Source organism: Bifidobacterium asteroides (genome assembly GCF_009683175.1).
GTDB classification, from domain to species: domain Bacteria; phylum Actinomycetota; class Actinomycetes; order Actinomycetales; family Bifidobacteriaceae; genus Bombiscardovia; species Bombiscardovia asteroides_H.
This window is the reverse complement of the sequence record NZ_WKKW01000001.1, coordinates 873147-891023: the sequence shown is the minus strand read 5'-3', so window position 1 is coordinate 891023 and position 17877 is coordinate 873147. Positions and strand designations below refer to the sequence as shown.

Genomic DNA, 17877 nt, shown 5'->3' with positions numbered 1-17877 from the left:
ATCAATGCCATTCGCTGTTCCGTGCTTGGTAAATTGCTGGGCATTGGGCTGTGCCGTTTCACAGTGATGTGGATAGTTGCATGGCTTGACTGCAAATGCGTCCGAAAGGAACGTGGTATGTACAAATTATCTAAAGGCTTGACCTCTCTGGTGGTCGCCTTTGCCGCGGTGGCGACGCTTGCCACTGGAGGGGTGCTGCCTGCGGCTGCTACTGAGCATTCCAGTGCGAATGCAGAGATCGGATATCCCCATTTCGGCGGTGTGGATAATCCGATTCCAGCTAGCGGACAGGCCTATGATCCCTCTGCCGGCTATCTTTCGAAGGTCTTCGATAAGGATCTTTCTCAGGGGGCGGGGACAGATACTGATCATGATTTTTGGATTGATCGTATTCTCACCAGAAAAGGCGACCAGCCGACCGGCAAGGGGACCAACGATGCCGGAACCTATACCTACGAGGGCGCAGATACGAACCAGTATCTATTTTCGCGTGGCCGGGCTGCATATATGCGTACTCATGAACCATCAGTATTCGGGTTTGGAGGCGAGGTAGCCTACAAGGACACGATCAGCAGCAAGGGCGCTTTTACCGTTGATTTTTACAAGGGGCAACAAAAGCTGACTGTTCATGAGGTTGCTGACAAGCGAAAGCAGACCCCCAGTTATTGGCGGGGAAGTTTTGAGACGAACGATCCGTCCTTATCCATGGAATTGGTCAAGTACATCACTAATGACAATGTTCTTGTAGCCCAGTACCGAATTATCAACAAGGGCGGAGCGAACGATGTGACTTTACGCGCCACTTCGCCGCTGGCCAGCGTTGAAAACGGGGATGAGCTGACCGGAGTAGTTAAGACAAACCGCGATTTGACCACTGTCTATCCGCGCTTTTCGGGCAGTGGCATGCGTCCTGAGGACGGCTATCTTACCGCTGACCTGCACTTGTCCTCCAACAGTGAGCAGACTGGGAAAATCCAGCTTGGGCTGCTTGCCGAGGAGCTTCCTTCCTCCAAGCAACAGTATGACCGTGTTCGCTCTCAAACGCCTGAAGAGTCCTATAAGGCTCACGTCACCGCGTATAACAAATGGTGGGCAGATAATATCCCTTATATTCAAACGCCTGAGCCGAACATTGACAAGACGGTTTTCTACCGGTGGTGGCTCAGCCGTTTCAATTTCATCGATGCCAACATGCCGGGGAATACCTACCAGTTCCCTGCAGCCATTGAAGGAGTGCTCGGATACAACAATTCCATTGTGCTCACCACCTGCATGTTCATCAATGATTTGAAGTATCTTCGTGATCCCACATATGCTTATGGCTCCTGGGTAGCGGCTGGTGAGACATCCAAAAGCCGGCAATATGTCGATAACCCGGGCGGAACGAGCTGGAACAACAGCTACACGCAATATATAACCGATGCAGCCTGGGAATCTTTCAAGGTGCATGGAGGTCCCGCCGACATTGCCGCGGCAATAGGAACCTATGGGCGCAATGATGTCAATGCGCTGATAGGGGCCAAGAATTCATCCTTCAATCGCAACGGCAATAAGCTTATCGACTGGGACTGGGCTTCCATGACCGGCAATGATTCTGACGCGGTCTCTTTCTTTGAGCACGAACGCGAACCCATGGACAGGGCTGAAAGCGCCTGGGTCTGGGCGAACGCCAAGGCCGCTTCGGAGGCATTTGCCACGGCGGGCAACAGTGAAGGTGCGGAGGCGATGTCGCGTACCGCAGATGAGATCCGCTCGCAGATCCTCGGGCAGCTTTGGAACCCGGATACCAAACTCATCCAGCATAAGTTCATCGGGGAACACAAGGGACAATTCGCCAAGTGGAAAGAGAACAACAACTATTATCCATACGCAGCTGGTCTGATGCCGGCTCAGGGGGATGCTGACTACAAGGATGATTATGAAAGCGCTCTGAGACTGTTCGCCGATGCTGATGAGTTCCCCGTCTTTCCTTTCTATACCGCCAACCAGAAGGACGTGAAGGCCAGAGCTGAAGCCAACCTGGGGAAAACTTACTCCAACAATTTCTCCGTTATTAATTCTGTACCTCTGTTCCGTATTTATGCCCAAGGCATTCGTCGGTATCATGCTTCTGACAAAGGTTATATCAGCAAGGAAATGTTCAAGAAGCTGCTGTATTGGAATGCCTTCGCGCACTATCAAGGTGGCGATAACCGGTACCCTGATCAAAATGAATTCTGGAACACGGCAACCGCTGAACATGGCGGGCGAATCGACTATAGGTCGTGGATTCATCACACCCAGCTTGGAACCACGAACTGGACTTTGATCGAGGATGTTGCAGGTCTGGTGCCTAGGCAGGATTCCACAATCGAACTGAACCCTATAGCCATACCAGGCTGGAACTATTTCACGATCAACAATCTGAGCTACCATGGGCAGGATATGACAATCGTCTGGGATCGGGACGGCAGCCATTATCACGGGCCGGCAGGATTCTCCCTCTATCTTTCAGGGCGGAGAGTCATGACTTCGGACAAATTGACTCATGTTCTTTATGATGCGCATACAGGAAAGGCCCGGTTGGGGGATCAGGCAGATCCATCCGCGACCTTGGTCGTTCTCGACCGCGAATCCTTGGCGGAGGCCAAAAATGTCACCTATTCCGCTGATTCGCGTGTGACAGACATCTTCGCCAAGGCGGGTCGCAACATCGATCCTAGGGCAATTGACCGTAACGATCTGGCTCGTGGGGCTCAGGTTAAAGCCAGTTTCGAGGCTCCTAACCAACCAGCGGGTGCCGCCGTGGACGGCAGCACCATCAACGAGCCCTTCTGGGGGACCGCTGGTTCGCCGAACGCTACCGATTCCCTAGAGGTGAGCTTGGCGGGGCAATCGACTGTCGATGAAATCCGTCTCTATTTTTATAAGACAGCGGCGAACTTCACCATTCAGGGATATGCGGAACCCACTATGTACCGGCTGGAGTATCAGGATGCAGCCGGCCAGTGGAAGCAAATCGGGCAACAATATCGATCGCCTAATGTGCCCGAGGCCAATTACAACCTGATCAGGTTCCCTGCAATACAGACAGGAAAACTGAGGGTCACATTCACCCACGCGCCTGGTGCACGTACTGGTTTGAAAGAGATTGAGGCTTACCATACGGGCATCCCTGCACCTACTGCGGAGAATCAGCCGCCCTCTGTGCAGGCCTATGTGTCAAAAATCAGCTCACAAGGTGCACAACTATCTGGGGTCGTCAAGGACGATGGTATGCCCTTCGGTCGGCTTACGACAAATTGGACCCAGGTTTCCGGCCCAGGAAAGGCGACGTTCGCCGATCCCTCCTCGCCGACCACCACGGTCAAGTTCAATTTGGAAGGGGACTATGTCCTACGATTGACCGCATCGGATGGGCAGAAGGAGAGCCACGCAGATGTACGGGTCCATGGAGTTCCGTCAGACGGTCTGTTCAATACAGCTCCTCAGGCCAAGGCTACAGCCAGTTACACCAATGGCTACCTCCCCAGCGGGAATGTCAAGGTAGTCAATGATGGGAATACCTCCAACGATAGCGGCACGCCTAATCTCAGCTGGAACAATTGGGGGGATCCTCATACGGGAGAGGAGCCGTGGTTGCAGTTGCAGTGGCCTGGGCAAGTTCCTCTCAGCAAGGCCTCACTGTATTTCTGGACCGACAATGGCGGGGTGCCCATGGCTCGTTCGTGGAAGCTGCAATACCATGACACGGCTTCCGGGAACTGGAGGGATGTCCAGCTGCGGTCCGGTTCGGTTTATGGTGTCGATAGGGATGGACCAAATACCGTGCTTTTTGATCAGGTCGATACCGATGGGATTCGAGCTGTATTCCCCAAGGGCGCCGTTGTCGGAGTCAGTGAGTTCGAAGCCTATGCTGAGGATCCGCTGACTGTGCCTGACCTGGATTTGCCTACTGAAGTCGGTCATGTGCCGCAGTTGCCGTCAAAGGTAGAAGTGGCCTATGGCGGAGGCTGGCGCAGGAATCTGACCGTGCTCTGGCCTCAGATAACGAAGGATATGGTGTCTTCAGAAGGAGAGTTCAAACTGACTGGCACCGTGATTGGTGCCTCCCAGAAATCGACAGCGACCGTATGGGTCCGATCTGACCTGCACAGTCCCTTTATCAACGGTATCGAACCAAGTGAGCAGACCGTGTATACGGGAAGCGATAGGACCCTTCTGCGTCTGCCTTCCACAGTTACGGGCATTTACAACAACGGCGTCCACAAAAGCGGACTGCCGGTGACTTGGGATGCTCAACAGGTGGCGGCTATTGATCTGCAGCGTCCTGGCGACTACTCGGTTGAAGGCACGGTGCCTGATGTTGCCGCAGGAACGCGAGCCAAGTTGACCGTTCATGTTGCAGATCGGTATCACAAGGAAGTGGGATGGGTCGAAAAGTCCGCGACTTCATCGGTCAGCGCCGAAGCATCCTGGTCACCTGCACAAGGCAAGCTCAATGATGGCATAGTCGTCGATGACACTTGGCCATCAGAGGATGATGCTGACGTCAATGCCAAAGTATGGGGATCCTGGGGAGCGGCGGTCGATGGAATGTACGCTGAATACGACTGGCCGCATAAAATCACCATCGACTCCAGTAGAGTACAGTTCTGGGCAAATTTCCGTACTGTCAATGACAGCAAGGGTGGATTGGAAATTCCCAGGAATTGGAAGATCCAATATCTGGATGAGAATGGAAAATTCCGGGATGTGGAGCATGCCCGCTATGCCACCGTGCGCAATGATCCTGCGCATCACGCCACCGACCATGGCGGTTGGAGCACTGCCGAATTCACCCCTGTATACACCGATAAGTTGCGCCTGGTTCTAGATCCTCATCAAGGCACCGGAACCTTTGGCGTTGCCGTAGCGGAATGGCAGGTGCACGCTCCGGACCAGGCAGAGAAAGTCGACAAGACCAATCTTGCAAATCTGGTCAAGGAAGCAGCTGCCATCCAGGAGGAAGAATACACGCCAGGGACCTGGGGTGACTTTAGCTCGGCTTTGAAAGGTGCTCAAACAGTGCTGGACGATGCAAAGGCGACGCAGAAAGATGTCGATAATGCGTTCAATAAGCTTGCAGCGACACAGCAGGCTTTGACGAAACGTGCAAATAAAGAGCATCTGACCGAGGCAATCAATCAGGCTGGCTCAATCAAACAGAGTGATTATACGGAGGACACAGTAGCTGCTCTTCGCACTGCTCTTGACAAGGCACGGGGTGTTCAGCTTGATCCGGAAGCAGGACAGGCTGCGGTCGATGCTGCCACGGCGACTTTGCAACAAGCCATCAAAGGTTTGAAGAGCAAAGCCTCGGTGCGGCCTGCCGCTGATAAACGAACGCTGCAAAAAGCCGTCAATGAGGCTGATACCTTGCAGGAGAAGGCTTATACCGCTCAGTCCTGGCAGGGATTTTCCAAAGCGCTGAGTCGGGCCAAGGGTGTTTTGAACGATGAAAGCGCGACCCAGGAGCAGGTGGACCGAGCTGTGTCTGATTTGGTGCAGGCACAGGCATCATTGCAAGCTCTGAATGCAGATGATCACGGTTCTGCGAAGGTTGATAAGAGCCGTCTTAAGGCGGTCCTCGACCAGGCAGGAAAGTTGCAGCCTATAGCAGGCTCTCCCGGACTGTCTGAGCGTCTTGCACGGGCTGTGGCAGGGGCACGAAAGGTGATGGCGGATCCTCATGCTACGCAGGCGCAGGTTGATGCAGCGATCAGCGAACTCGAAGGCTTGCTCCATGAGGTAGCTGATTTTCAGAAGCAGACCGACAGGAAAACCGGAACGCTGACTTCGACAGGTGTCGCCGTCCGTGTGCTTGTGCTGTCTGCAGCCGCCTTGCTATTGGCGGGAGCCGTGGCGATTCTGTGGAATCGAAGGAGGACGGAGCGGTGAACCGCCGGTTGCCGGTATATCAATCCCATACTCCACGGATGGATCATCTTGCATGTTCCAGTGAGATGAAGCATCCGGACTAGGGATCTGTGTCCCCGGCATAGCGGTGCCCCCATCCAGATGGTCAATTCCATCTGGATGGGGGCACCGTTTGTTATAGAGTACTGACCCTTCTACAAGTGCGCCCCCCTGTACCTGCTGCTTCAGCGGGCGGATTCGGCGCCGGACACGTCCATGTCCTTGAGACGCACGATCTTGGTGTGGTTGACGAACTTGAAGCCCAGGTAGAGGACCAGGACCAGGACCACGCTGAAGTAGGTCATGGCCATGTGTGACCAGTTCAGGCTGAGCAGGGAGGGGATGTCCTGCCCGGCAATGACGATGACGCAGAGCACTATGGCCAGGACCGGGCCGAACGGATAGAGCTTGGAGTGGTACTTGAGCTCGCTCAGGTCGTGCCCCTGGAGTTTGAAGGCCCTCCGGAAGCGGAAGTGGCTCAGGGCGATGCCGATCCAGGCGATGAACCCGGTCAGTCCGGTGGCGGTCACCAGCCACATGTAGAAGGACTGGCCGAAGATGCTGGAGGCGAAGGTGGCCAGGGACATGCAGACCGTGGCTACCAGGGCCGCCAGGGGGATGCCCCTCTTGGTGGTCCTGGCGAAGATGGCCGGAGCATAGTGATCCTTGGCCAGTCCGTAGAGCATGCGGCTGGAGGCGTAGGCTCCGGTGTTGACGGCCGAGAGGATGGATGTCAGCACCACTGCGTTCATGACGCTGGCCGCCGAGGCCAGACCGGCCCGCTGGAAGACAAGGGTGAAGGGCGACATGGCGATGTTCCCGTCGGAGGCTCCCAAAAGGTTGGGGCTGGTGTAGGGGATCAGGGCGGCGATGACGAAGATGGACAGCACATAGAAGAGCAGGATCCGCCAGAAGACGTCATTGATGGCCTTGGGAACCGCCTTGCCGGGGTTCTCGGACTCGCCGGCGGTCACGCCCACCACCTCGGTGCCTTGGAAGGAGTAGCCGGCGATCAGAAAGACGCTCATGATGGCCGGGAATCCTCCCACGAAGGGGGCGTCCTTGTAGGTGAAGTTCTTCAGGCCGACCGCTGGCTGGAACATGATTCCGCAGATCATGGCCATGCCGATGACCAGGAAGACAATGATGGTGGCCACCTTGATCAGGGAGAGCCAGAACTCGGTCTCGCCGAATGCGGAGACCGTCAGGGCGTTGATCAGGAAGACGATGACCAGGACCAGCAGGCTCCAGATCCATCCTGGGGTATGGGGCAGCCAGTACTGGATCAGCAGTGCGGCGGTGGAGATGTCCACGGCACCCGAGATGGTCCAGTTCAGCCAGTAGTCCCAGCCCATGGCGAATCCCAGGGCCGGATCCACGTAGCGGGCGCTGTAGGCGGCGAAGGATCCCGACACCGGAAGATGGGTGGCCAGCTCGCCCAGGCTGGTCATCAGGAAGTAGACCATGACGCCCATGGCTATGTAGGCCAGGAGTCCGCCGCCGGGGCCGGCTGTGGAGATGGTGGAGCCTGAGGTCATGAACAGTCCGGTGCCGATGCAGCCGCCCAGGGCGATCATGGAGATGTGGCGGGTCTTGAGGTTGCGCTTGACGCTGCCGTAGCCATGATGCTCTTGCCCGGCCCGGTCGGATTGATTGGTGTTCGACGCTGCATTGCTGGTGTTCCGCGTCATGATCCTCCTCCTTTTGGCTGGGCGACGCACCGGGGAATCCGGGGTCGTACTGATATTGCGATTCCTGATATGCCGGCTGGATGCCGGAATAGATTCATATGGCCGGGTCCTTGAGCCGGTCCTCGAACGCTTAGGGAGTCTATGCCATTGATATGGCCTTTCGGCTCCCGTGGTCACAATGTGTCATGTTAGCTGGCAAATCTTTCATGGCGATTCCGGGTCTCCGCTCAAATCCATGGCCTCCAAGGGCACGATCCGGGTATGGTAGTGGATCTTGTAGCCCAGATAGAGCGCAAGTACCAGGGGCACGCTGATGTAGGTGACGCCGATCTCCTGCCAGTTCCAGTTGACGAAGGCCTCGAAGTTCTGCCCGCCGATGACGATGACGCATAGGACCAGAGCCAGGATGGGCCCCAGGGGGAAGAGCTTGGCATGGTAGCGCAGCTCCTCAACCCGGTGGCCCTGGACCACCCAGGCGCGGCGGAAACGATAGTGGCTCAGGGCGATGCCGATCCAGACGATGAATCCGGTCAGTCCCGAGGCGGCCACCAGCCACATGTAGATGCGCTGGCCGAAGATGCTGGCGGCGAAGGTGGCCAGGGAGACCACCAGAGTGGCGACCAGCGAAGCCATGGGGATGCCGTGACGGGTGGTGTGTCCGAAGAAGGCCGGGGCGTAATGGTCCTTGGCAAGGGCGTAGAGCATCCGGGTTGAGGCGTAGACCCCCGAGTTGGCGGACGAGAGAACCGAGGTCAGGATGATGGCGTTCATGACGCTGGCCGCCGAGGCCAGACCCGCCCGTTGGAACACCAGGGTGAAGGGCGACATGGCTATGTCCCCCTGGGCGGAGCTGAGCAGGTTGGGGCTGGTGTAGGGAATCAGGGCTGCGATGACGAAAATGGACAGAATATAGAAGAGCAGGATCCTCCAGAAGACATCATTGATGGCCTTGGGGACCGCCTTGCCGGGGTTTTCGGACTCGCCTGCCGTGACCCCGATCAGCTCGGTGCCCTGGAAGGAGAAGCCGGCAATCAAAAAGACGTTGAGAATGGCGGGGAATCCGCCCACTAAAGGCGCATCCTTGTAGGTGAAGTTGCCCAGGCCCACGGCCGGACGGAACATGATTCCGCAGATCATGGCCAGACCGATGACCAGGAAGACGATCACCGTCACCACCTTGATCAGGGAGAGCCAGAACTCGGTCTCGCCAAAGGTGGACACGGTCAGGGCGTTGATCAGGAAGATGACCACCAGGACCAGGAGGCTCCAGACCCAGCCTGGGGTGTGGGGCAGCCAGTACTGGATCAGCAGGGCTGCGGTGGAGATGTCCACAGCCACGGTGATGGCCCAGTTCAGCCAGTAGTTCCAGCCCATGGCGAATCCCAGGGCCGGATCCACATAGCGGGCGTTGTAGGCGGCGAAGGAGCCGGAGGTGGGCAGGTGGGTGGCCAGCTCGCCCAAGCTGGTCATCAGGAAGTAGACCATGAGGCCCATGGCCGCGTAGGCCACCAGCGCGCCTCCCGGTCCGGCCTTGGCGATGGTGGAGCCGGAGGTCATGAACAGTCCGGTGCCGATGCAGCCGCCCAGGGCAATCATGGTGACGTGGCGGGTCTTGAGGTTGCGTTGAACCCGGTCGGTGGATGCGGAGGGACTGGCCTTTCCGCCCTGCCTGGTCGCCATGACTGCTCTTCTCCTCGAACTGACCTGAGAGCCCTATGACAACGGTTCCGGCCGGTTCCGCTCAGGCGGAATCCAGACGTATTGCCTGTCCGTGACACTGCACATAGCGCTCCGCAACATGGGGTTGCGACAGTCCCGGACCTGTTCGACCCGGGCCCAACGGGACGGATGGGCGGATCCGCACCGTTTCGGCCGGACCTCCTTTCGCCGGGAGTGGGCGACACCGCACTGTCTGCTCCCGGTTACTGATAGGTTCGGCGACCTCTTCAGTGGCTTTGCAATTATGGGCCAGCATAGAGGGATTCTCAGACAAGGCTCAAACCGCTCACTTGTCCTCGATGATCGATAGGCAAATCCGCAATGTCTCTGGCTGCGCTGGGCGGTCCTGGTTGCGCCGCTTGACTGCCTTAGGATAAGTATGAATTCGTTAGGAAAGAAGGCAACCACTGATGAAGGTCGACGACATCAAGGTAATCGGCAATATCGGAGCGGGAACCATGGGGCATGCCACGGCGCTCCAGTTCGCCATGCGAGGGTATCCTGTCCGGCTGGTGGACTCCAGCCGCCAGGCCCTGGACCGTGGGAGGGGATTGATCGAGCATGATCTGGATACCTTCATCGGTGCCGGGCTGATTCCCCAGGATCAGAGGGAGAGCGTGCTGGATCGGATTCAGGAGGACACTGATTACGGCATTCTGGCTGATGCCGACTTTGTCATCGAATCCGTCTTGGAAGACATGAATGTCAAGCACCAGGTTTGGCAGCAGGTGGAGACCATAGTTGGCGAGCAGACCATTCTGGCTACCAATACCTCGGGACTAGGGCCCACTGAGATCGCCTCGGTGCTGCAACATCCCCAGCGGTTCCTGGTGGCCCACTTCTGGAATCCCGCCCAGCTCATGCCCCTGGTCGAGGTGGTGCCTGCTGCGGGCACCGACCAGGGCGTGGTGGACACCACGGTCGAGCTCATGAACCGCGTCGGCAAGCATGCCGTGGCGCTGTCCACGGAATCGCTTGGATTCGTGGGCAATCGCATCCAGGCGGCTGTTATTCGGGAGTGCCTGAATATCGTGGAACAGGGCATCGCCACTCCGCAGGCCGTCGACGAGATCGTCACCTACAGCCTTGGGCGGCGGTGGAGCATCCTTGGACCCATCGCCAGTGCTGACCTGGGAGGATTGGATGTCTTCGACAATATCTCCAAGTACCTCTACGACGATTTGGACAACCGTCCCGGTGAGGACCCGATCTTGAAGGCCAAGGTTCAAGCGGGAGAGCTAGGCGCCAAGAGCGGCCAGGGGTTCTATTCCTGGCAGGGGGCCGAGAGCCAGGCCATGATCGCCGACCGCGACCGGCGGCTGCTGGAGGCGCTGGTCGCGGACCGCAAGAAGGAGGAGGGCCGCTGAGTTCTTCCGCTTGTATCGCTACTGCGCTCGCCGCTGGGTCAGTTGGTAGGCCACCAGGAGGACGATCAGCCAGATGGGCCCGGCGATGACGGCCACCCGATAGCTGGACGAGAAGCACATGAGCACGACGATCATGGCCAGGAATGCCAGGACCGCCCAGGGGGTCACCCGGGCAAAGGGCAGCTTGAAGTGCAGGGTGTCCAGGGCGCTTTCGCCGGTCTTGCCCGCCAGGTCGCCGGGGCCTTTACCGCGGGCAACGGCTCGCCGGAAGAGCATCTCGGTCACCATGATCATGGACCAGTTGATGATGGCCGAGATCGTGGCGATGCTCATCAGGTAGTTGAAGGCGAACTGCGGCCAGAGGAAGACCACGACCACGGCCAGGGCGATGATGCAGGCCGAGGTCAGCACTCCTGCGTAGGGCACCCCGCCCTTGGAAAGCCTCCCCAGATACTTGGGGGCATTGCCCTGCCGGGCCAGGGAGAAGAGCATGCGGGAGTTGGAGTAGAGGGCCGAGTTGTAGACGCTCATGACTGCGGTCAGGCAGACGAAGTTGAGGATGCCTGCGGCCGCGTGGACCCCCACCGAGTCGAAGATCTGGACAAAGGGGCTGACGACCATGCCCTGGGCGTTGGGCTTGCCGATGGCATTCCAGGGGACTACGGCCATGATCACCCCAAGCGTCAGGATGTAGAAGACCAGGATCCTCCAGATGATGGCGTTGGTGGCCTTGGGGATGGTCCGACGGGGATCGGAGGCCTCCCCGGCGGTGATGCCGATGAGTTCCGTGCCGCCGAAGCTGAACATGACCACCGCCAGCGACATAAGCAGACCGGTCCACTGGCCATTGGCCCCGTGACGCATGAGTCCGTTGGGCAGGAACCCGCCGCCTACGGTGAACCAGTTGGCGAAGGAGGCCCGCAGTCCGTTGGCCGTGGGCAGGGCCATGACCACGACGGCCAAGCCGCCGATGATCATGGCGACGATGGCTGCGATCTTGATGATGGCGAACCAGAACTCGAACTCGCCGAACTTGCTGACTCCCATCAGATTGGCTGCCGTGATGACCACCAGGAAGAAGGTCGCGGAGACCCAGGCGGGGATTGCCGGGAACCAGAAGTTGACGAAGGTGCCCACCACGGACAGTTCGACCATGGATACCAGCACATAGTTCATCCAGTAGTTCCACCCCGAAACGAACCCTGCCCGCTTGGACCAGTAGCGGGTGGCGTAGTAGCTGAAAGCGCCGGACTTGGGGTCTTCCACGCTCATTTCGCTCATGGCCCTGACGATCATGAAGATGGCCAGACCGCCTATCAGATAGGCGATGATGATGGCCGGCCCAGCCAATGAGATGGATTCCCCGGACCCGTAGAAGAGTCCCGTTCCGATGGCGCCGCCCAGCGAGATGAGCTGGATATGCCTGTTCTTCAGGGTCTTGCGCAGGTTCTTGCCCTGCGACTCCTTGGGTTGATCCATGGGGATGTCATTCCTTAGGTGGTGGTAGTGGCCAGCTGAATGTTGCCGGCTGACAGGGCCAACACTATAGGAGCCGACCCGAGCCGAATGACCATGCTTTTACATTGTGAAATAAAGGCGTCCGCCATGTGAGACGGTAAATTCACCGAATGATGACCGCCAGGCCCTACCATGGGCGTCGGTGCCTGCCGTCCGCCCCCGGTTATCGACACCTCTGTGGTATTGCTGACCTACCGGCCTTGATGGGCATCCCTTCCTGGGCGGCGATGATTAATGGGTTGTGAAGACAAGGAGGTGCAGTCGCATGAACCGTATGGGCAATGGCCCTTTGGCGCAGCAGAATCAAGGTGACGGCACCTCGGCAGGCGACGGCATGGAACGCGGTCTGAGCAATCGTCATGTACAGTTCATCGCCATCGGCGGCACCATCGGCACCGGGCTTTTCCTGGGGTCGGGCAAGTCCATTGCCCTGACCGGGCCCTCCATAATCCTGGTCTACATCGGCGTCGGCGTGATCATGTACCTGCTCATGCGGGCCATTGGCGAGCTCATGTATCGCAGCCCCGTCCAGCACACCTTCATCGCTTTCATCAGCCGCTACCTGGGCCAGGGTTGGGGATCCTTCGCCGGTTGGTCCTATTGGATCGTGCTCATCCTGATCGGCATGTCAGAGCTGACTGCTGTGGGCACCTACTTCGTCACCTTCTTCGGCACCTTCGGCATTGATCTGAGCGCCTGGCGGGGTCTGATCGAGCTCTGCTTCCTGGCGGCCATGGTGTGCATCAACCTGATTGCCGTGCGGGTCTTCGGGGAGACCGAGTTCTGGTTCTCTATGATCAAGATCACCCTGATCCTGGCCATGATCGCCACGGCCGTGGTCATGGTCATCACGGGCTTCCACTATCCGGCCGTCCATATGCCGGGACAGGACCGGATCAGCCCGGCCGGCCATGCGGGTCTGGACAACATCACCACCGGCCTGAGCCTGGCGCCCAACGGGTGGATGGCCTTCTTCATGAGCTTCCAGATGGTCTTCTTCGCCTACGAGATGATCGAGTTCGTGGGGGTGACCGTCTCCGAGACCCAGAATCCCCGCAAGGTCCTGCCCAAGGCCATCAACCAGATCATCCTGAGGGTGCTGATCTTCTATGTGGGAGCCCTGGTCGCCATCATGCTGATCGTGCCCTGGCGCTCCTTCCGGCCCAACGCCGACGGCAGCTTCACCTCGCCCTTCGTCATGGTCTTCCGTTACGCCGGGGTGGATTGGGCGGCTGCGCTGGTCTTCTTCGTGGTCATCACGGCAGCCAGCTCCTCGCTGAACTCCCTGCTCTACTCCGCTGGCCGCAACCTCTTCCAACTGGCCGCCCCCGGCCACTCTCCGGTGATGCGCAGCCTGCATACGATTTCGCGCCGCGGCAAGGTGCCCGCCCGGGCCATCGTCCTGTCCGGGGTGCTGATCCTCCTATCTCCGGTGTTACATCTGCTGCCAGGCTTCGAAGACACCTTCGTCCTGTTCACCTCCTGCTCCAGCGCGGTCATCATCTTCATCTACATCCTGACCCTGCTCGCCCACCGCCGCTACAGGACCAGCAAGGATTTCATGCCCGATGGGTTCATCATGCCTGCCTACCGGGTGACCGGGGCCGTTGCCATCGCCTTCTTCGTCCTGATCTACCTCTCGCTCTTCCTGGCTCCTGACACCCGTTATCCAGCCATACTGGGATTGGTCTGGCTCCTGGTATTCGGGGGCATCTGCCTGTGGAAGCATAAGGGTGAGCCGTTGCCGGTCGACTGACCGTCTGCGAGCGCGGGCGCATTATATGGCCTCAAAACGCTAGAAACAAGTCTGTTTTTCCACTTGTGCTTGGGCTAGATTGATTTTCTGTAGTTGTCAAATCGGCCTTCGTTTCTTGCAGGTTCGATTACGAGGGACTGACGAAGGAGATCATCGCCCATGGTTGCACAGGTCGGCAGGACACGAGTGGCCAGGACCGCTGGCTCTCTGCTCTCATGCCTGTTCTTGGCCCTGATACTCCTGGTCCTGCAGATTCCGCAGTCGGCCATGGCGGCGAGCGGAGCCACGGATTATGACAGCTGGACCCAGGTGGCTGGTTCCGTATCCCATCAGCTGGATCGAGGGTGTAAGGACTATGCCCGGGGGGATCGTGCCGGGGCGGCCTCGGAATTCATGGGGGCCTACAACGTGGGTTACGTGGGCTCCGGATTCGTCTCGGTGGTGGAGTCGACCCTGGGGCAGGACAGGCGCAACGCACTGGACGGGCAGTTCCAGGCCCTGCAGGGCCAGGCCTATGCCCCGGATGCCGGGCAGGCCCTGACCCAGGGCAGCGAAAAGCTCAAGGCCGATCTGTCCGCTGCGGCCACGCAACTGGATGCCGCCCAGGGGCTGGCCAATCCCCGTGCCTACGCCAAGGCCCAGCAGGAGCAGATCAAGGCGGACCGTCGAAGGCTGGACGCGGCCAAGAAGCATCGGAACAAGGGCAAGGGCGACCGGACCTGGACCCAGGTGGCCCACGAGATGACGCCCATCCTGGATCAGGCATTCGCCCAGGCATCCAAGGGACAGGGCCAGGCGGGATCCGACCTGGTCAACAAGGCCTATTACCAGTATTACGAGAAGCTGGGCTTCGAGAAGAACGTCATGAACGCCATCAGCGGCAACAGGGTCTCCCAGGTCGAGTACCAGTTCAAGGAGACCCGGATGGCCATGGTGGCGGGCAAGCCGGCAAAGACCCTGGTGAACGACCTGAAGAGCATGCTGGTCGAGGACGCAGCAATTCTGGACGGAGGCGCCGCGGACCAGGTCAATGGGTGGACGTCCTTCCTGACATCCGCCTTCGGCCAGGCCTTCGTAGTCCTGCTGCGTGAGGGACTGGAGGCCATCCTGGTGGTGGCGGCCATCATCGCCTACCTGGTCAAGTCCGGCCATAAGGACAAGGTCCGGCACATCTACTGGGGCATTGCAGCGGGCCTGGTGGCCAGCGGGTTGGTGGCCCTGCTCTTCACCCTGCTCTTCAACGGGAATGGTCCCCAGCAGGAGATCCTGGAGGGCGTGGTGGCCCTGGTGGCTATGCTCATGCTGCTCTACACCAGCAACTGGATGCTGTCCAAGTCCTCTGTGGAATCCTGGAACCACTACATTCAAAGCCGGACGGTGGCTGCTATTTCGAAGGGCAGCGTAATCTCCCTGGCCCTGCTCTCCTTCCTGGCGGTCTTCCGGGAGGGTGCCGAGACGGTCATGTTCTACCAGGCCATCTTCGCCATGGCCCCTGGTGGTTCACGGGAGATCTGGGCCGGTTTTGCGGCTGCCGCCGTGGTCCTGGTCATCGTTTTCGTGCTCATCCGCTTCACCTCGGTCAAGATCCCCATCCGGCCCTTCTTCATCATCACCAGCCTGCTCATGGCGGTCATGGTGGTCATCTTCGCCGGGGGTGGCGTCCATGCCCTGATCGAGGGCGACCTGGTGCCGGCCACCTATCTGCCCGGTGTGCCCACCAGCGACTGGATCGGGCTGTATCCCTACACGCAGACCATCGGCGCCCAGATCCTGGCGGCCCTGGTCGTGGTCGTGCTGGCAATTGTGTCGACCCGCCGCCTGCACAAGCAGGAGCGGTCGCGGTCGGATCAGGACTCCGGCAGGTCCCCGTCGGCAGCCGTCCATCAGGCGGAAGCCGATCAGGCCGCCGAAAGGGCTGTGCCCTCTGAGGTCACGGCATCCATGCAAACACCAAAGAGCGAAGGACAATCATGAAGAAGAGACAATTGACCGCCCTGGTCGCGCTGGTGCTCTCGGGCACTCTGGCCCTGGCGGGGTGCGGCTCCGGCGGGTCAGGCACCCGTGAGGCCCCCGCGCCTGAGGCTTCCGGCGCCTCCCAGTCCTCGGCGGGCAAGGGAGCCGGGTTCGAGGAGATTCCCATCCCGCCCGACGACCAGCAGAAGGGTCCCCTGAACATCGGCACGGTCTTCTTCCAGCCCATCGATATGGAGCCCGCATCCATGGGGTTGAAGGCAGCGGACGCCAGCCTGCACCTGGAGGCCGATATCCACGCCCTGCCCAACAACAACCTGGGCTATGCCAAGGGTGAGTTCGTTCCGGATCTGACCGTCAACTACACCATCCAGAACAAGGATGACCCCAATGACAAGCAGTCCGGCACCTTCATGCAGATGAACGCTTCGGATGGTCCGCATTACGGAGCCAACATCAAGATGGAGAAGGCCGGATCCTACAAGCTGACCTATTCCATCGACTCCCCGGAGAAGAAGGGTTGGATGCTGCACGTCGACCCGGAGACCGGCGTCAAGGGACACTTCTGGACCGAGCCCATCGTGGTCAGCTGGGACTGGGACTACACGCCCCACCAGTGGTAAGCTGCTATGCACCATGCTTGAGCAATTTGTCACGGTCTTGCCGGGGACGCTGGCCCCGGCCCTCCTGGTCATGGTTTTCAGCGTGCTTCTGGGGGTTGGCGAGGGCCGCGATCGGCCCCGTTCCTCCTCCTGGCGACTGATTGGCCTGGGGGTCGGCGTGCTGGGGGCGCTGGTCTTCGCCCTCCTGCGCGCCACCGTGATCATCAACCGCCGGACCATGGTCAACTACCCGACCCTGGTAGCCTGCGTTCTGACCGATCTGGCGGCCATCGTGGTGGTGCTGGCCGCCGACCGGCTGGTCTCGGACTGGCATCGGCACCCATGGGTCATGGATCTGGCCAACGCCCTGGCGGCCCTGGCCATAGCCCTGACGACCTTCCGTGCCCTGCCTGATGTCATCCTGCAGCTTACGGCCTTTGTGGAGCCGGGGGAGCCTGTGCTGACCTCGGCCATGCTCCTTCGGGCCCTGGGCTTCCTGCTCGGTCTGGCCGCCGCTGTGACGGTGGCCGCCATTCTGAGGACCATGCATACCTCCTGTCCTCGGATAGCCTTCCGCCTGGCCGCCCTGCTCATGGTGGTCCTGCTGCTGATCCGGCACGTCGTAGCCTTGGTGGCCCTGATGCAGACCACCGGCCTGGTACTTCTGCACGGCTGGGCCTTCAGGGTCATGGCCCTGGGCTACAACGCCGACCTGACCTTGGTCCTTGCCCAGGTGCTGGTCTTCATCATTCCAGTCTTTGCCTGCCTGGTTGCAGGCTGGCGCATGCCGGTGACCGGAGCCTCCACAGCCGACGACCGCAGCCACCGGGCCTTCCGCCGAAGGGCCCTGGCATCGGCGGTCTGGAGCCTGGTGGCTATGATCGGCGTCACCCTGGCCCTGACAGTGGGAACGGCCCAGGCCCACAAGGTCCCCGTGCTCTCGCCTCCAGAGCGGTATTCCTTGACCTCCGATACGGCTACCATTCGTTTCTCCCAGGTGGAGGATGGCCATCTGCATCGATTCAGCTACCGGGCCAAGGACGGCACCGAGATGCGCTTTATCATCATCCGCAAGAATGGCGCGGCCTATGGTGTCGGGCTGGACGCCTGCGATAATTGCGGGGATGCGGGCTATTACGAAAAAGACGGCAAGATCATCTGCAAGAAGTGCGACGTAGCCATCAACCTGGCCACCATAGGGTTCAAGGGCGGCTGCAATCCCGTCCCTCTGCCCTATAAGACCGGTCGGGGCGCGATACTGATCAGCACCGCCGATCTGGATGCTCTGTCTTCGCACTTCAAGAGCTAAGAGAGGG

9 protein-coding genes and 1 riboswitch are annotated in these 17877 nt (G+C 59.4%); of the genes, 6 read left to right on the top strand and 3 right to left on the bottom strand.

Features of this window, described 5'->3' with window-relative positions:
* The first annotated feature begins 117 nt into the window (after window positions 1–117).
* Window positions 118–5919: an Ig-like domain-containing protein gene (locus GKC41_RS03810; protein ID WP_195760135.1), complete on the top strand. Its 5802-nt coding sequence runs from the start codon at window positions 118–120 to the stop codon at window positions 5917–5919.
* Between the two features lie 203 nt (window positions 5920–6122).
* Here the strand turns inward: GKC41_RS03810 and GKC41_RS03805 are convergent, their stop codons facing one another.
* Both GKC41_RS03805 and GKC41_RS03800 read right to left on the bottom strand, forming a co-directional pair.
* Window positions 6123–7628: an amino acid permease gene (locus GKC41_RS03805; RefSeq protein ID WP_154312977.1), complete on the bottom strand. Its 1506-nt coding sequence runs from the start codon at window positions 7626–7628 to the stop codon at window positions 6123–6125.
* A 204-nt stretch (window positions 7629–7832) separates the two neighbouring features.
* Window positions 7833–9308 carry an amino acid permease gene (locus GKC41_RS03800; protein ID WP_154312976.1) on the bottom strand — a complete coding sequence of 492 codons (1476 nt, stop codon included), beginning with the start codon at window positions 9306–9308 and terminating at the stop codon, window positions 7833–7835.
* Between the two features lie 96 nt (window positions 9309–9404).
* Window positions 9405–9583: riboswitch (Lysine riboswitch) on the bottom strand.
* Between the two features lie 174 nt (window positions 9584–9757).
* Between GKC41_RS03800 and GKC41_RS03795 the strand changes: the two genes are divergently transcribed.
* Window positions 9758–10714: a 3-hydroxyacyl-CoA dehydrogenase family protein gene (locus GKC41_RS03795; protein WP_154312975.1), complete on the top strand. Its 957-nt coding sequence runs from the start codon at window positions 9758–9760 to the stop codon at window positions 10712–10714.
* Window positions 10715–10732: 18 nt separating this feature from the next.
* Here the strand turns inward: GKC41_RS03795 and GKC41_RS03790 are convergent, their stop codons facing one another.
* The gene (locus tag GKC41_RS03790; protein WP_154312974.1) at window positions 10733–12193 is read right to left on the bottom strand and encodes an amino acid permease; all 1461 of its coding nucleotides are present in this window, start codon (window positions 12191–12193) and stop codon (window positions 10733–10735) included.
* 328 nt (window positions 12194–12521) lie between these two features.
* Between GKC41_RS03790 and GKC41_RS03785 the strand changes: the two genes are divergently transcribed.
* From GKC41_RS03785 to GKC41_RS03770, 4 genes are all read left to right on the top strand, one after another.
* Entirely contained in the window at window positions 12522–13988 is a 1467-nt protein-coding gene (locus GKC41_RS03785; protein WP_418904388.1) for an amino acid permease, read from the top strand.
* A gap of 159 nt (window positions 13989–14147) precedes the next feature.
* On the top strand, window positions 14148–15962 hold the full coding sequence (locus GKC41_RS03780) for an FTR1 family iron permease (RefSeq protein ID WP_154312972.1): 1815 nt from the start codon (window positions 14148–14150) through the stop codon (window positions 15960–15962).
* A complete protein-coding gene (locus tag GKC41_RS03775) occupies window positions 15959–16582 on the top strand; it encodes an iron transporter (RefSeq protein ID WP_045925021.1) in 624 nt (207 codons plus the stop codon). The genes GKC41_RS03780 and GKC41_RS03775 overlap by 4 nt, the downstream gene beginning before the upstream one ends.
* 13 nt (window positions 16583–16595) lie before the next feature.
* Entirely contained in the window at window positions 16596–17870 is a 1275-nt protein-coding gene (locus tag GKC41_RS03770) for a DUF2318 domain-containing protein (RefSeq protein WP_154312971.1), read from the top strand.
* The last annotated feature ends 7 nt before the right edge of the window (window positions 17871–17877 follow it).

Excerpts from the sequence above, each read along its gene's own strand:
- GKC41_RS03810 (WP_195760135.1), top strand. The coding sequence starts at position 118 with ATGTACAAATTATCTAAAGGCTTGACCTCTCTGGTGGTCGCCTTTGCC.
- GKC41_RS03805 (WP_154312977.1), bottom strand. The coding sequence starts at position 7,628 with ATGACGCGGAACACCAGCAATGCAGCGTCGAACACCAATCAATCCGAC.
- GKC41_RS03800 (WP_154312976.1), bottom strand. The coding sequence starts at position 9,308 with ATGGCGACCAGGCAGGGCGGAAAGGCCAGTCCCTCCGCATCCACCGAC.
- GKC41_RS03795 (WP_154312975.1), top strand. The coding sequence starts at position 9,758 with ATGAAGGTCGACGACATCAAGGTAATCGGCAATATCGGAGCGGGAACC.
- GKC41_RS03790 (WP_154312974.1), bottom strand. The coding sequence starts at position 12,193 with ATGGATCAACCCAAGGAGTCGCAGGGCAAGAACCTGCGCAAGACCCTG.
- GKC41_RS03780 (WP_154312972.1), top strand. The coding sequence starts at position 14,148 with ATGGTTGCACAGGTCGGCAGGACACGAGTGGCCAGGACCGCTGGCTCT.
- GKC41_RS03775 (WP_045925021.1), top strand. The coding sequence starts at position 15,959 with ATGAAGAAGAGACAATTGACCGCCCTGGTCGCGCTGGTGCTCTCGGGC.
- GKC41_RS03770 (WP_154312971.1), top strand. The coding sequence starts at position 16,596 with ATGCTTGAGCAATTTGTCACGGTCTTGCCGGGGACGCTGGCCCCGGCC.